Raw genomic sequence first — 15,122 nt, forward strand, 5'->3', positions numbered from 1 at the left:
ATCAAAAATATTGGCGCTAGTTTAGCAGTGCAGCGAGCGTCGGCAAAGCGCTAAAGCGCAGTAATTTGTTCAACGTGATTATGCTCGCCTTCTACAGACCAACGAATGTTGAAGTCATACAAGGTCATGCCATAAGACTGAACACCGTCTTTGTTCTTTTTGTAGGCCGGACGGGGGTCTTGTTGCAGTACTTGGGTGATAAATCTGTGCAGGTCCAATTGTGGATCTGTCTTAGCAATAAACGCTAATGCTGATTCGGAGAAACTCACCGTCATTTGTGTTTGTGGTCGAGTATCAGCAAACCCAGCGGATGCGTGCGTCATTGCATCTGAGTAGGGGAGATACGGCTTAATATCGAGTACCGGTGTGCCATCGAGCAGGTCTACACCGCCTAAATGCAAGACGACTTTTTGGCCCTTGCATTGCACACCTTGTAATTCAACGGCGCTCATGCCAATTGCATTAGGCCTGAATGTTGCGCGAGTAGCAAACACGCCTTTACGCGCATTGCCGCCGAGGCGTGGTGGACGAACAAGCGCTGAATAGCCTTTATCTGCCGTTTCATGGAAGCGAAACAACACCCAAATATGGCTAAATTCCTCTATTCCGCGAATAAACTCTTCATTGTTAAACGGTTCATCGAGAACCAGTTGCGCTTTTGCCGTATCCACCAAGCGAGGTTGACGCGGGATAGCAAACTTTTGTTTATATGGAGAGCGAATATGGCCAATCGGCGTAATTTCTATCGGTGTGTTCACGGCGTTTTAAAGTTATTGCTTTGAATCTGCGCGGCAGTGTATCGACGGCCGCGAGCAATTACAAGCACAGGGGTTGCACTATGACTAACCTTTATCTTCGGTTTCTTGTAGAAGGTTTTCGGTTTCAATGGCAATTTCTTTCATCCTCATTGCATATTTTTCTAGGCGCTTTTGTTCGTCTGTTTTGGCAATGAATTCTGGTACATCAATGGGATAACCGGCTTGGTCCATGGCGACAAAGCTAATGACGCAGTGGTTGGTTTCTACCATATGCTGAGTTTTGGGATCGCCACAACGAACCTGAATGAAAATTTGCATACTGGTCCTGCCGGTATGAGCGATGGATGCCTGTACTTCGACGAGTTGACCAACCAGTACTGGGCGGCGAAATTTAACGCCAGCTACGGAAACGGTGACACAATAATGACCACTCCAACCCGCCGCACAGGCATAGCCTGCTTGGTCTATCCATTTCATGACGACGCCGCCGTGGACTTTGCCGCCAAAGTTGACGTCTGTGGGTTCAGCTAAAAATCGAAAAGTCACAGATTGTTGTGGCATGTTTGTTCCTATTATTTTTATCGCACTGATTTGAGTATAGTAAATGTCTGAATTTAAGCATAAAAAAAGGGGCTTACGCCCCAGTTGCAATTTAGGAAATGAGGTTTAGCTCATTACATGTTTGGATAATTTGGCCCGCCAGCACCTTCTGGAGTGACCCAAGTAATGTTTTGGCTAGGGTCTTTTATGTCGCAGGTTTTGCAGTGCACACAGTTTTGCGCGTTGATCACAAACTTTGCTTCTTCACCTGTGTTATCTACCTCATAAACACCCGCAGGGCAGTAGCGTTGTGCTGGTTCATCGAAGCGAGTCAGATTTACCTCAATCGGAATACTTGCATCTTTAAGTTGCAGGTGACATGGCTGCGATTCTTCATGGTTGGTGTTTGATAAGAACACCGATGATAGCTTGTCAAAGCTCAGCTCACCGTCTGGCTTCGGATAGTCTATTTTTGCAGCTTGTTCGGCTGGCAATAGGGTTGCGTAATCCGGCGTGTTGTCTTCGAACGTAAAAGGTAATTTACCGCCGAAAAGGTTTTGGTCGATGGTGTTGTAAGCGCCCCCAAAGAATTTACCCAATTTATGCATCGCAGGGCCAAAGTTACGCGAACTGTAGAGTTCATCGTATACCCAAGAGGCTTTGAAACGTTCTGCATAGTCCACGAGATTAGTGTGTTCTTTGCCATCTTTAATCGCTGTAAAAATACTTTCAGCTGCGAGCATGCCAGACTTCATCGCGGTATGGTTACCTTTGATTTTAGCGAAGTTCAAAGTGCCGGCATCACAACCTACCAGTAAACCACCAGCAAAATGCATTTTCGGTAATGAATGTAAACCACCTTTTGCGATAGCACGAGCACCGTAGGCTAAGCGTTTGCCGCCTTTGAGTACGTTAGAGAACACTGGGTGGTGCTTCATTCGTTGGAATTCATCGAACGGACTAAGGTGTGGGTTTGAGTAGTTCAAGTCCACAATCAAACCGACAACAACTTGATTGTCTTCACAGTGATACATAAAGGCACCGCCTGTGGTGTCACCACTGAGTGGCCAGCCCGTACCATGAATTACTTTACCTTGTTCATGGTTTGCAGCGTCAACTTGCCAAATTTCTTTAAAGCCGATGCCGTAATGCTGCACTGAACAATCTTTATCCAAGGCAAATTGGTTGATCAGCTGCTTGCCTAAGTGACCACGACAACCTTCCGCGAAAATAGTGTATTTCGCACGCAGTTCCATACCCGGCATGAAGCCCGGTTTTTCGTTACCGTCTTTATCTAGGCCCATGTCACCTGTGATAATGCCTTTGACAACATCGTCTTCAATGATCACTGATTGCGCAGCAAATCCAGGGAAAATTTCAATGCCCAACTGTTCTGCTTGCTCAGCAAGGAATCGGCATACATTACCCATGGAGACAATATAATTGCCATCGTTGTGGAACGTTTTTGGTGCCATAAAGTGAGGAATGGTTTTCGCGTTTTGTTCGTCGCTAAACCAAAGGATCTCATCTTTCGATACGGCGGTTGTTACCGGCGCATTGAGCTCTTTCCAATTAGGCAATAGTTCATCAAGTGCCTTGGTTTCAAACACAGCCCCTGAGAGGATATGCGCGCCGACTTTCAGAGCCTTTTTCTACTACGCATATCATTAATTCTTGTTGTTGTTCTTGTGCAAGCTGCGCAAGTTTAATGGCGCTGGCAAGACCGCTAGGTCCTGCGCCTACGATCACCACGTCAAACTCCATGGTCTCACGTTCTACCATAATAATCCCCTGCTATTGATGACGGTATAGTGTTACGAAATGCAAATTAATCGTTACACAAAAGATAGTGTGACAAGGTTATTTTAGGTTGACGTTTACGTCAACAGGAAGTAGGCTGATTTCATCAAAATAAATAGGTTTACGTTAACGTCAGGTTTGTGTGTCGCAATAGATAACATGCAGCTTTTAGCAGTTTAGACACCTTATCCTACGTCTCATTTAGGAGCATATATGAAAGTATTAGTGCCCATTAAACGCGTTATAGATTACAACGTTAAGGTACGCGTTAAGGCTGACAACAGCGATGTGGATCTCGCAAATGTTAAAATGGCGATGAACCCATTTTGTGAAATCGCCATTGAAGAAGCGATTCGTTTAAAAGAAGCGGGCAAAGCGACAGAAGTGATAGCGGTAACGATTGGTGATAAGACATCACAAGAACAATTAAGAACCGCATTAGCGTTAGGTGCAGACAGTGCCATCCATATCGAAAGCGAAGAAAAATTGGATTCACTGCACGTCGCCAAACTGCTTAACAAACTCATTGATGAGCAACAACCCGATCTCGTTATTTTGGGCAAGCAGAGCATCGATTCAGATAATAACCAAACGGGTCAAATGTTAGCTGCATTGCGCGGCTGGCCACAAGGCACATTCGCTTCGAAAGTTGAATTAAACGACGGCAAAGTAAATGTAACCCGCGAAGTCGACGGTGGTTTGCAAACTGTAGCATTGAACCTACCTGCGATTGTAACCACCGATTTGCGTTTGAATGAGCCTCGCTATGCATCACTACCGAACATCATGAAGGCTAAACGTAAGCCACTTGATGTGAAAGTTGCCACTGAAATGGGTGTTGATCTTGCTCCGCGTATCCAAATGATTACGGTTGAAGAACCAACTCAACGTCAGGCAGGTGAAATTGTAGAAGACGTAGCTACGCTAGTACACAAACTGAAAACTGAAGCGAAGGTGGTGTCATGAAATCATTAGTTATCGCAGAACACGAGTACGGCCAACTAAAGCCTGAAACCGCAAAAACAATTCATGCCGCGAGCAAAGTAGGTGGCGACATTGATGTGTTGATCATCGGCGAAAACCTTGGCGAAGCGGCAAACGCAGTAAGTAGCATCGCAGGTGTTAGCCGTGTATTGGTGGCTGACAACGCGATTTATGCGCACCAGCTAGCAGAAAACTGTGCTGATCTGGTTGTTGCTTTAAGCGAAGGCTATAGCCACGTTTTTGCAAGTGCAACCACCACAGGTAAAAACATGATGCCACGAGTAGCTGCATTGCTAGACAAAGCGCAAATCTCTGACATCATCGATGTTGTTGATGCACAAACGTTTAAGCGTCCAATTTACGCTGGTAATGCCATCGCTACAGTGAAGTCGTTGGAATCACAACACATCATTACCGTGCGTTCAAGCGCGTTTGATGTCGCAGAGCAGGGCAACAGCGCACCGATTGAAACTGTTGACCATATGGTTGAGTCTGCAAACAGTGCGTTTGTTGCTAATGAACAAACTGAATCAGAGCGACCTGAGCTGACTGCCGCTGATGTGATCATCTCTGGTGGTCGCGGAATGCAAAACGGTGAGAACTTTAAATTGCTTGAAGGTATCGCCGATAAACTGGGTGCTGCAATTGGTGCTTCACGTGCTGCGGTTGATGCGGGCTTCGTACCAAATGATATGCAAGTAGGCCAAACGGGTAAAATCGTTGCTCCTAACTTATATATTGCTGTCGGTATCAGTGGTGCTATCCAACACTTAGCGGGTATGAAAGACTCAAAGGTTATCGTTGCTATCAATAAAGACCCAGATGCGCCTATCTTCCAAGTTGCAGATTATGGCTTGGTAGCTGATTTATTTGATGTGTTACCTGAGCTAGAAGCTGCACTGTAACATCACAGAAAATTAGACTTAAAAAGCCACTTTATTTAGTGGCTTTTTTGTTTTCCACTAGCCATAAAAAAACCGCTCGTAGAGCGGTTTTTAATAGATTAGACAAAGGCTTAATAAGTTGCGCTGCCTTTAGTACGTGGGAACGCGATTACATCACGAACGTTGCCCATACCTGTCACATACGCAACTAGACGCTCAAAACCAAGACCGAAACCAGAGTGAGGCACTGTACCGTAGCGACGTAGATCGCGATACCAGCTGTAGTCTTCTTTGTTAAGGCCCATTTCCTCAAGACGTGCATCAAGCACATCTAAGCGTTCTTCACGCTGAGAACCACCGATGATTTCACCGATGCCTGGCGCTACTACGTCCATGGCTGCAACAGTTTTGCCATCTTCGTTTTGGCGCATGTAGAAGGCTTTGATATCACGTGGGTAATTTTTGATAACTACAGGTGATTTGAAGTGCTCTTCCGCTAAGTAACGCTCGTGTTCTGATTGTAAATCCACGCCCCACTCAACAGGGAATTCAAATTTCTTGCCACAACCTTTAAGAATTTCGATTGCGTCTGTGTAATCAACTTGTGCAAAGTCTTTGCTAACAAATTCTTCTAGGCGAGAGATTGCCGTCTTTTCAATACGCTGAGCGAAGAATTCCATATCATCACGGCGTTCTTCCAGTACTGCAGCAAACACGTATTTCAACATGTCTTCTGCTAGTTTAGCGATGTCTTCTAAATCAGCGAACGCTACTTCAGGTTCAACCATCCAGAACTCAGCTAAGTGACGCGACGTGTTCGAGTTCTCTGCACGGAAGGTAGGACCAAACGTGTAGATTTTCGACATTGCGCTTGCGTAAGTCTCACCGTTTAGCTGACCGGATACCGTAAGGAATGCTTCTTTACCGAAGAAATCTTCGCTGTAGTCGATGTCGCCTTTGTCTGTCAGCGGCAAGTTTTGCATATCAAGTGTTGATACACGGAACATTTCACCCGCACCTTCACAGTCACTTGCCGTGATGATTGGCGTGCTGATCCACATGTAGCCTCGTTCATGGAAGAAACGGTGAATCGCTTGTGATAAACAATTACGAACGCGTGTTACGGCACCGATCACGTTTGTACGTGGGCGCAGGTGAGCGTGCTCACGAAGGAACTCGATGCTATGACGTTTTGCAGCCATAGGGTAAGAATCTGGATTCTCTACCCAACCGATAACCTCAACAGATTCTGCTTGGATCTCATATGCTTGGCCTTGGCCTTGTGAAGCGACCAATTTACCTGTTACCGACAGAGAACAACCCGCAGTTAAACGCGTTACTTCATCATAATTATTCAGAGAATTCGGCACGACTGCTTGGATAGGATCAAAACTCGAACCGTCATGGACGGCTAAAAACGAAATACCTGCTTTTGAGTCGCGACGTGTACGCAGCCAGCCCTTAATGGTCACTTGGCTGTCCACTGCAACGGCGCCTTTTAATAGCTCGGCGATTGCTGTATGGCTCATTTTCACTCCAATGATTACTTGTGCCAAAGGTGCTTATTCAATTCTGTGCACCTTAATTATGATGTAAGTTAAGAGGCCTATCTTAACCGCGATTTGGTGAGAAAAAAACTGTCAATTGGCCTGTTTCTACGTTAATTACCTAAAAGTGTTTAATATTTCACCTAAACTTAAAGGGTACAAGGATTTATGGGAGTATTGGACAATGTTGCGTGGTGACAGGAAAGGTCCGTTTCAATTAGTTGCTTGGTGTGCAGGTATCGGCTGGATGATGTTTATCGTGGTGTTGATACTCATACACTACGCTCGGCCAGAAGTTGATTACGGTATTTTGCGCTATTTTGACGTGCAAACACGAGATCATTGGCTATTTGAACCAAGAAATTGTGCATTAATTTTACTTGGGCTGTGCAGTCTATGCTGTGTTTGTGGCATTATACGAGCCAGAAAGATAAATAAAATGATGCATCTAGCGTCACTATCCTTAGTCGCATTGGCGTTTTTAAGCGTCAGCTTCACGCTAGCTATAGTGAGTGGTTAATGAAACAAGTTGTTATTCTAAGAGGGTTGCCGGGTAGTGGCAAAACCCACTATGCACAAAATCTCGCAGACGATTTAGTCGCTGGTGATGCCAGCCAATACTTTATTTGCAGCACGGATGATTTCTTCATCTCAGACGATGGCGGGTATCAGTTCGATAAACACAAATTACCGCAATTCCATAACCTTAATCTTGCGCGTTTTATTAAGGCATTAGCTGAGGGGATCCCGTTGGTGATTGTTGATAACACCAATATCAAAAAGTGGGAATTTGTGGCTTACGTTGAAGCAGCTCATGCACTTGATTATCAAGTTAAAGAAGTTATTGTGGGTGAAGTCAAAGACAAAGCCATGCAACACTTATATGCGCAGCGAAATACCCATAACGTCGCACTTCGAACTATTGCGAAAATGGCGTACCAATTCGAGTGGTAGTTAACTAAGAGCGTGCCAAAGAAGGCACACTCCCAATGTTCAATAGCCGTGCTTAATAAGGTGCGATGTCAATAATGTTTGCCTGCAATTGCAGCATAAATTGCGTCGCACAATTGGTTTATGTCTTGCTCTGTGGAGATGAAAGGGGGCATGAGGTAAATGAGTTTACCAAACGGCCTGATCCATACACCTTGCTTAACAAAGAACTTTTGAATTTTGGCTACATCCACCGCAGCGTTTAATTCAACGACGCCAATTGCACCGAGAGCTCTGACATCAACCACTTCATCAAGACTAAGGCAGTTTGTAAGTCTTTGAAGCCATCGATTAATATTGCTTACCTGCTGCTGCCAGTTATTCTCAAGTAGCAGACTCAAACTCGCATTGGCAACAGCACAGGCCAATGGGTTACCCATAAATGTAGGCCCGTGCATCAACACGCCAGCCTCGCCTTCACAAATGCCTGTTGCGACTTTCTCTGTCGTTAAAGTCGCTGCAAGCGTCATGTAACCACCTGTTAGCGCTTTACCCACACACATGATGTCTGGGCTAATATTCGCATGCTCAACTGCGAATAGCTTCCCAGTGCGTCCAAAGCCAGTGGCGATTTCATCACAAATTAATAGCACATCGTATTGGTCACATAAGTTGCGCACTGCTTTGAGGTATTGGGGGTGATAGAAGTTCATGCCACCGGCATTTTGCACGATTGGCTCGATAATAAACGCGGCGGCATCTTGATGATGTTCAGCAAAGTAAGTGTTTAATTCATGAGCTTCTCGCACATCAAACGATTCACCAAAGCGGCTTTTTGGCTGTGGCACAAAGAGTTGTTGCGGTAAAAAGCCCTGATACATGCTGTGCATGGAATTCACAGGGTCGCACACACTCATTGCTGCAAAAGTATCGCCGTGATAACCCTTTTTCGGCGTCATGAGTTTGTGTTTGCGCTGATTTCCCTGACTAAACCAATATTGAATAGCCATTTTTATCGCCACTTCAACACTCACCGAGCCACCATCCGCAAGAAACACTTTTTCTAATGGTTTAGGAGTCAGTTCAACCAATTTTTTGCATAGATCAACGGCAGGTTTGTGCGTAATGCCGCCAAACATGACATGACTCATGTGTTGAGTTTGTGACACCAATGCATCATTGAGTTTTGGGTGGTTGTAGCCATGCAATGCACTCCACCAAGATGCCATTCCGTCAACCAAAGATTCACCACTTTGCAAGTGAATGCGAGTGCCGCTTGCATGGGTCACTGGGTAATTTGGCAAAGGTTTGGTCATCGAGGTGTAGGGATGCCAGATGTGTGCGCGATCAAATTCCACATCAATGTGATTATCTGTACAATTATTGCTCATATGTAAACTTTAAACTTTGGTTTTGCGTTGACAATACTAAGGCAACTCGTAGACTGATACAAAATTTGTTTTAGTGCCCATAATAAAGAGAACTCTATGGAACAGGCCCAAATCCGTCATAACTGGACCCACGAGCAAGTCAAAGCTCTTTTCGAAATGCCATTTAACGATTTGTTGTTTAAAGCGGCGAGCATTCATAGGCAGAACTTCAATCCGAACGAAGTACAAATCTCAACGTTGTTATCGATCAAAACCGGTGCCTGCCCTGAAGACTGTAAATACTGCCCACAGTCAGGCCACTACAAAACAGAATCTAGAGCGTGAACGCTTAATGGAAGTTGAAAAGGTAGTCGAGCAGGCGCGTTTGGCTAAACAAAAAGGTGCGACTCGTTTTTGTATGGGCGCAGCGTGGTCAGATCCTAAAGACCGCGACATGCCCTACATTGAAAAAATGGTGCGCGAAGTAAAAGAACTCGGTTTAGAAACCTGTATGACGCTGGGCATGCTTGATAACGACAAAGCACACCAACTACGCGATGCCGGCCTAGACTACTACAACCATAACTTAGACACATCGCCTGAGTACTATCAGCAAATTATCACCACGCGTACCTATCAAGACCGACTAGACACGCTAGATAACGTGCGTGACGCCGGAATGAAGGTATGTTCAGGTGGTATCGTGGGTATGGGTGAGCAGGCAAAAGACCGTTACGGCTTACTTATTCAACTCGCTAATCTGCCAAAACAACCTGAAAGTGTGCCAATTAACATGCTCGTAAAAGTAAAGGGCACGCCGCTTGAGAATGTGGACGATTTAGACCACTTTGAATTTATTCGTACCATTGCCGTGGCTCGTATCATGATGCCTCACAGTTATGTGCGTTTGTCAGCAGGGCGCACGGCGATGAACGAGCAAATGCAAAGTATGTGTTTCTTTGCGGGTGCCAACTCAATTTTCTACGGTGATAAGTTGCTCACCACAGAAAACCCAGAAGCCGACGCGGATATGAATCTGATCCGCAAATTGGGCATGAACCCAGAGAAAGCACACGATTACTCAGATGAAGCGTATGAAGCGTCATTGACGTCTGCGATTGCCGACAAGGCTGAATCAGAGCTATTTTACGAAGCGAAATAAATGGCCTTTGATTTCATCGATGACGTGTTGAGCCAACGCCGAGCGCAACATTTGTTGCGCCAGCGCGTTGCGGTTGAACACGTCACTGCACGAACAATCACTGTGGCGGGCAAAATGTATTTGAATTTTGCTAGCAACGACTATCTGGGGCTAAGGGGATCAACCTCTCGCCGCGATAGATGAGCGTTCTGGCTCCCACAGTTCACCTTTGGTAACCGGGTATCATGGGTGTCATCGAGCGTTGGAACAGCGTTTTTGTACATTGCTTGGTTACCAGAGCGCCATGCTATTTTCCAGCGGCTTTAGCGCCAATGTGAGCGTGCTCAAAGCCTTGTTCAACGAAGCCCCTGAGGGGTTTATTGTTCAAGATAAGCTGAACCACGCCAGCTTGATTGATGGCGGATTGCAATCTAATGCGCAAATGCAGCGTTTCAACCACAACAATATCAGCCATTTGCAAGCCCGATTAGCTAAGTCGAAATCACCTAACAAGCTGGTCGTCAGTGAAGGCGTGTTTTCTATGGATGGTGATTGCGCGCCAGTAGGTGAGATAAAGACCGTCTGTGAGCAACACCATGCTTGGTTTATGCTCGATGACGCCCATGGTTTTGGTGTTTTGAACGACGGAGTGGGTAGTGCCCTAGAGGTTAAACCTGAAATCTTAGTGATCACCTTCGGTAAGGCCATGGCATGTAACGGTGCCATTGTGTTGGCCAAAAGCAAAGTGATTGATTTACTGCTGCAAGCAAATCGTGACTACATTTATTCAACGGCTGTTTCACCTATGCAGTGCGCGGTAGCATCACAGCGACTTACGCAGCTCCTTAATGCCAATAAAGAGCGTCAACATTTGGCACAATTGATTACTTATTTTCGCGATAAATGCGCCCAGGCCGGTTTAGCTTTAATGGCATCGGAAACGCCCATTCAACCCTTAATTGTGGGTGACAGCGAAAGCGCGCTTGAGATGCAACAGGCATTGCGTAAAAAGGGCATTTGGCTCAGTGCGATTCGCCCACCAACGGTGGCGCAAAACACCGCGCGGTTGCGTATAACGCTCAGTGCAGCGCACACTTATGAAGATGTTGATTCGTTGGTGAGAGCATTGGAGCAATGTCGATGAGCGCAGCACTCAAGCTAAGAACGCAGAGTCAGTTTTCGAAGGCAGCCTGCCAGTATCAAGACAATGCACGAGTGCAAGCCAGCAGCAGCGCATTATTACTCAATCAAATCGGTAAGCGGAATTTGGGTATATGTTTGGACTTGGGGGCAGGGCCAGGCGTCAACAGTCACGCACTACAAGCTAAAAGCCAGCGTTACATCGCACTCGATTTATCTGCGCAAATGCTTGCTCAAATTACGCATGGCAGTGAAAGAGTGTGTGGCGATATGGATGCGCTACCCATTCAAAATCAAGCGCTAGATACCGTGTTTAGTAACTTTGCGATGCAATGGTCAGAAGATATGAGTGGTGCATTGGCACAGCTTTATCGGGTATTGAAGCCAGGCGCAAGAGCATTTTTGGCAGTGGTTGCAGAACATTCATTACATGAAGTGAAACAAGCGTTTGCAAGTGTTGGGCGCACAGCAATCAATGACTTCAATTCACTCGAAGAACTGCAGCAGATGGCAAGGGGTAACGGTTTTACACTTGCTTGGGCACAGCAAAAAGTATTGTTCGATTACTTTACCAGTGCCCCTGAGGCGTTGAGAAGTTTATCCGCTATTGGCGCGACGAGTACAGCGCAAAAACAAAAACCGATTACAAAATTAGAGTATGCTGGCGTTCTTAAAGCGTTACAACAGCAAGGTAGCGAGGTAAAACTCAGTTACAACGTCGCCTTTTTGGAATTAGTAAAATGAAACAGTTCTTTATTACCGCAACCGATACCGATGCGGGGAAAACCCATGTAACAAGCTTGCTGTTGAAGCTAGTTGTGCAACACAAGAAAAAGGCGCTCGGATTTAAACCTATCGCTGCAGGCTCAGAAGAAGCATTTGGTTTGCGCTTGGTTAATAGCAATGCACTGACATTAATTGAAAGTGGCAACACCAATGTGCTTTATGAACAAGTTAATCCTTTCATCTATGCACCGCCAATTGCTCCTCACATCGCCGCTAAGCAAGTGGGTGAAACAGTCACAATCACAAAACTGCATGATGCATACGCAGATATTAAAACAGTGGCGCTGATGTGTTGTTGACCGAAGGCGCAGGTGGTTGGCTATTGCCAATTAATGATACTGAGCTCATGAGCGAGTGGGTAAGTGCTGCACAAATTCCTGTGATTCTAGTTGTGGGTATGAAATTAGGGTGTTTAAACCATGCGTTACTCACTATGGAAGTGTTGGCACATCAAGGTGTTCATGTCGCAGGTTGGATTGCCAACCAAGTGGATCCTGAAATGCAGTGCTATGATGAAAATTTAGCCACGCTTAAAGCACGATTACCTGCACCGATGCTAGCCGAAAGCCCTTATGCTGAAGGCACACCTAAGTTACGTATTCACGGTGCTTTATTAGACACATTAGGCCTTCGCTGAATAATAATCATCCATTGATACACACAGTTACATTTACACGTCGCACAAAACTTGAAGTAACGGGTTTTCGCCTATATATATTCAACTACCATCCGTTGTGAATTTCTCACCATGTTGATTGTCCAATCAAATAACATGTAATTCGCAGATGTTCACTTCAAGGTTAGAGTGATGCTATCCATTATGAGTCACCTTGCTGACTCCTAATGAATAATCTTACTCGATTGGAGAAATGTAGTATGAAGCGTGTAGTGCTGTTTTTATTGACCAACTTGGCAGTGATGCTGGTGCTTGGTCTGGTATTGTCAATTTTGTTTTCCGTGCTAGGTATTTCATCACGAAGCATTGGCGGTATCCTCGTCATCGCAGCTGTGTTTGGCTTCGGTGGTTCATTTATTTCCCTATTCATGTCTAAGTGGATTGCAAAAAAATCGACTGGTGCCTACGTGATTGAACAAGCGCGCACTGACACTGAACAATGGTTGGTTGCAACTGTTGCTGAACAAGCGCAGCAGCGCGGTATTAAAATGCCAGAAGTGGCTATTTACGACAGCCCAGAAATTAACGCCTTCGCGACGGGGCCATCAAAGAACAATTCATTAGTTGCCGTAAGTAGCGGCCTTCTACACAACATGACCAAAGATGAAGCGCAAGCTGTTCTTGCTCATGAAGTGTCGCACGTTGCTAATGGTGACATGGTGACTTTGACGCTCATTCAAGGTGTGGTAAATACCTTTGTTATTTTTCTCGCAAAGATCTTAGCGGGTATTGTCGATAACTTCCTTAACGGGGATGAAAGAAGAGGGCGGCAGCTGGACGTACTTTATCTTTGATATGGTTTTCCAAATCTTGTTCGGCATTTTAGCATCAGTGATTGTTGCCTACTTTAGCCGTAAACGCGAATACGCAGCAGATAAAGGTGCAGCAGAGCTCGTTGGTGCTAATAAAATGCGCGCAGCGCTGGAGCGCTTAAAGCATAACCATGAATCTCAATTGCAAGGTTCAATGATGGCATTTGGTATTGCTTCAGGTCGCTCAATTGGCGAGTTGTTCGCTTCACACCCACCATTAGATTCGCGTATAAACGCACTTAAATAACAAAAAGGGGCCAATTGGCCCCTTTTTCAACTAGTTACTTCTCTTGCCTGCTGGTTTGGCAATAGCTGCTCGACAATCTCTTTTGCGGAAATAGTGTGCCTCACACCGTCGAACATCACTGATGTGTATTCATCGATACCGGTTATTCCCGTTAATGTCCAACCTTCACCGCGCTCAGGGCAATATACTGTGGTTGTAGGTGGGACTTTCACATACTGTTCATGCATTTAACAATTACTTCCAGTGCTTGAATATAGACTTAGTTTAAGGCAATAATTCTGCAAACAAAATACCCCTTTCATACGTTCATGAATGTCGAACACCTTGCAGACCTACAATTTCGATTGATCAGCCATAAAGACGCAGCGGCTCTATTTACGCTTTTATCATTTGAGGCCGTTGCGCAATTTAATGATTATGCGCCCCTAACCTGTAAAGGTGATGTGCGCGATCTGATTCAGGGAGACATAGAAATGCAATTGGAGCAAACAGGGTGTCGATTGGCCATAGTTCACCGTAAATGTTTAATAGGCACCGTAGGTCTATACAATCTTCAGGACAGCTGTGCTGAGCTCGGATTCGAATTGCACCCAGATTATTGGGGGCAAGGGCTAATGCAGTGGGCGGTGGGCCATCTTTTAGCACGCTATAATAATTATTTGGAATCTGACATATCAGTAGTAACGGCGCGGGTGGATAAACGCAACACGCGATGCTGCAACACGTTATTGTCATTGGGATTTACACGAATAGATGAAACTCGTTGGCGAAAACAGCTGTGAGCTATTAAATAGTGTCGGTGTTGTGTGAGAGCGTTCTATGCATAACACTACTATGAAGCTCTATAAATAAATGGCAATGGTTTTTAGCCCGTACTTTGTGTTCAGTATGTAACGATGCTCATTGTACAAACATCACACCTGTTGCTCTTCGAAGATTGTGTCGCAGTGGCGGGTTTTTACGCCATTACAACAACGCCAACTTCGAGCTCAAGCGACTTACGAGCTGAGATGTTTTTATTCCTTCGCTATTGAGCCCTTCTAGCAGCGTCATGAAGTAACAATCGATCATTGCTGCAGCGCGTACTTCGTCATAGCGCTCACAGTCAATGAATAACGATGTCTTTAACTCTTCCATTTGCGCACTGAAGAAATCCCCTTGCCAGATAAGACCTTGAAGTATCGTTTTAGAGAATTCTACGTGCTGTAAATAAAACTCGTACAGATGTTGGGCGTAGTGGCGCATTTTTAACTTAGGTTGCTCGAATTCATCGCAGGCTTTGGCGCGTTGAATAACTTCTGAAAGTTGTTGGAGCATAAGCTCGCGCAGCAGATGCTCTTTGTTTTCAAAGTGAGAAAACAAGGTGCCGTTGCCAATCTTTGCATGGGCGGCAATGTCGCGAGTGGAGGTTGCTGTATAGCCGTTGGCCAAAAACAGCGTCCAAGCACTACCTAAAATACGTGCTCGGGTGGCGAGCTTCTTGGGGGATTGAGAGTGACTCACAGAG

The 15,122-nt window shown here is 45.4% G+C and carries 13 protein-coding genes and 4 pseudogenes; 10 read left to right on the forward strand and 7 right to left on the reverse strand.

Annotated elements, in window-relative coordinates; all coding sequences use genetic code 11:
- Positions 1-50 precede the first annotated feature (50 nt).
- The 3 genes and pseudogenes from tsaA to ACH19P_RS09345 form a co-directional block, all read right to left on the reverse strand.
- Positions 51-758, reverse strand: coding sequence for a tRNA (N6-threonylcarbamoyladenosine(37)-N6)-methyltransferase TrmO (gene tsaA, locus ACH19P_RS09335; protein WP_462158316.1), 708 nt, complete (start codon positions 756-758; stop codon positions 51-53).
- 84 nt (positions 759-842) lie between these two features.
- Entirely contained in the window at positions 843-1,319 is a 477-nt protein-coding gene (locus tag ACH19P_RS09340; RefSeq protein ID WP_462158317.1) for an acyl-CoA thioesterase, read from the reverse strand.
- 113 nt (positions 1,320-1,432) lie between these two features.
- Positions 1,433-3,080, reverse strand: a pseudogene (locus ACH19P_RS09345) (electron transfer flavoprotein-ubiquinone oxidoreductase).
- Positions 3,081-3,311: 231 nt separating this feature from the next.
- Between ACH19P_RS09345 and ACH19P_RS09350 the strand changes: the two are divergent.
- Both ACH19P_RS09350 and ACH19P_RS09355 read left to right on the forward strand, forming a co-directional pair.
- A complete protein-coding gene (locus tag ACH19P_RS09350) occupies positions 3,312-4,064 on the forward strand; it encodes an electron transfer flavoprotein subunit beta/FixA family protein (protein WP_462158318.1) in 753 nt (250 codons plus the stop codon).
- Entirely contained in the window at positions 4,061-4,987 is a 927-nt protein-coding gene (locus tag ACH19P_RS09355; RefSeq protein ID WP_462158319.1) for an electron transfer flavoprotein subunit alpha/FixB family protein, read from the forward strand. Before ACH19P_RS09350 ends, ACH19P_RS09355 begins: the two co-directional genes overlap by 4 nt.
- 110 nt (positions 4,988-5,097) lie before the next feature.
- On the opposite strand, the gene asnS is transcribed toward ACH19P_RS09355, so the two are convergent.
- On the reverse strand, positions 5,098-6,495 hold the full coding sequence (gene asnS / locus ACH19P_RS09360) for an asparagine--tRNA ligase (protein ID WP_462158320.1): 1,398 nt from the start codon (positions 6,493-6,495) through the stop codon (positions 5,098-5,100).
- A gap of 537 nt (positions 6,496-7,032) precedes the next feature.
- On the opposite strand from asnS, the gene ACH19P_RS09365 reads away from it, so the two are divergent.
- Positions 7,033-7,467 carry an ATP-binding protein gene (locus ACH19P_RS09365; protein WP_462158321.1) on the forward strand — a complete coding sequence of 145 codons (435 nt, stop codon included), beginning with the start codon at positions 7,033-7,035 and terminating at the stop codon, positions 7,465-7,467.
- Positions 7,468-7,535: 68 nt separating this feature from the next.
- Here ACH19P_RS09365 and bioA read toward each other — a convergent pair whose 3' ends face one another.
- Positions 7,536-8,834, reverse strand: a complete 1,299-nt coding sequence (gene bioA / locus ACH19P_RS09370; RefSeq protein WP_462158322.1) for an adenosylmethionine--8-amino-7-oxononanoate transaminase — start codon at positions 8,832-8,834, stop codon at positions 7,536-7,538.
- A gap of 96 nt (positions 8,835-8,930) precedes the next feature.
- On the opposite strand from bioA, the pseudogene bioB reads away from it, so the two are divergent.
- From bioB to htpX, 6 genes and pseudogenes are all read left to right on the forward strand, one after another.
- Positions 8,931-9,975: pseudogene (bioB, locus tag ACH19P_RS09375) on the forward strand (biotin synthase BioB).
- Positions 9,976-10,158 carry a hypothetical protein gene (locus ACH19P_RS09380; RefSeq protein WP_462158323.1) on the forward strand — a complete coding sequence of 61 codons (183 nt, stop codon included), beginning with the start codon at positions 9,976-9,978 and terminating at the stop codon, positions 10,156-10,158.
- A gap of 79 nt (positions 10,159-10,237) precedes the next feature.
- On the forward strand, positions 10,238-11,098 hold the full coding sequence (locus ACH19P_RS09385) for an aminotransferase class I/II-fold pyridoxal phosphate-dependent enzyme (RefSeq protein ID WP_462159333.1): 861 nt from the start codon (positions 10,238-10,240) through the stop codon (positions 11,096-11,098).
- On the forward strand, positions 11,095-11,838 hold the full coding sequence (locus tag ACH19P_RS09390; RefSeq protein WP_462158324.1) for a methyltransferase domain-containing protein: 744 nt from the start codon (positions 11,095-11,097) through the stop codon (positions 11,836-11,838). The genes ACH19P_RS09385 and ACH19P_RS09390 overlap by 4 nt, the downstream gene beginning before the upstream one ends.
- A pseudogene (bioD, locus tag ACH19P_RS09395) lies at positions 11,835-12,517 on the forward strand (dethiobiotin synthase). The gene ACH19P_RS09390 and the pseudogene bioD overlap by 4 nt, the downstream one beginning before the upstream one ends.
- A gap of 239 nt (positions 12,518-12,756) precedes the next feature.
- Positions 12,757-13,615: pseudogene (gene htpX, locus ACH19P_RS09400) on the forward strand (protease HtpX).
- 26 nt (positions 13,616-13,641) lie between these two features.
- On the opposite strand, the gene ACH19P_RS09405 reads toward htpX, so the two are convergent.
- Positions 13,642-13,842, reverse strand: a complete 201-nt coding sequence (locus ACH19P_RS09405; RefSeq protein ID WP_462158325.1) for a hypothetical protein — start codon at positions 13,840-13,842, stop codon at positions 13,642-13,644.
- A gap of 81 nt (positions 13,843-13,923) precedes the next feature.
- Here ACH19P_RS09405 and ACH19P_RS09410 point away from each other — a divergent pair, with 81 nt between their 5' ends.
- Entirely contained in the window at positions 13,924-14,397 is a 474-nt protein-coding gene (locus ACH19P_RS09410; RefSeq protein ID WP_462158326.1) for a GNAT family N-acetyltransferase, read from the forward strand.
- A gap of 184 nt (positions 14,398-14,581) precedes the next feature.
- On the opposite strand, the gene ACH19P_RS09415 is transcribed toward ACH19P_RS09410, so the two are convergent.
- A complete protein-coding gene (locus ACH19P_RS09415) occupies positions 14,582-15,118 on the reverse strand; it encodes a TetR/AcrR family transcriptional regulator (protein WP_462158327.1) in 537 nt (178 codons plus the stop codon).
- Positions 15,119-15,122 lie beyond the last annotated feature (4 nt).

The organism is Pseudoalteromonas sp. GB56 (genome assembly GCF_054923835.1).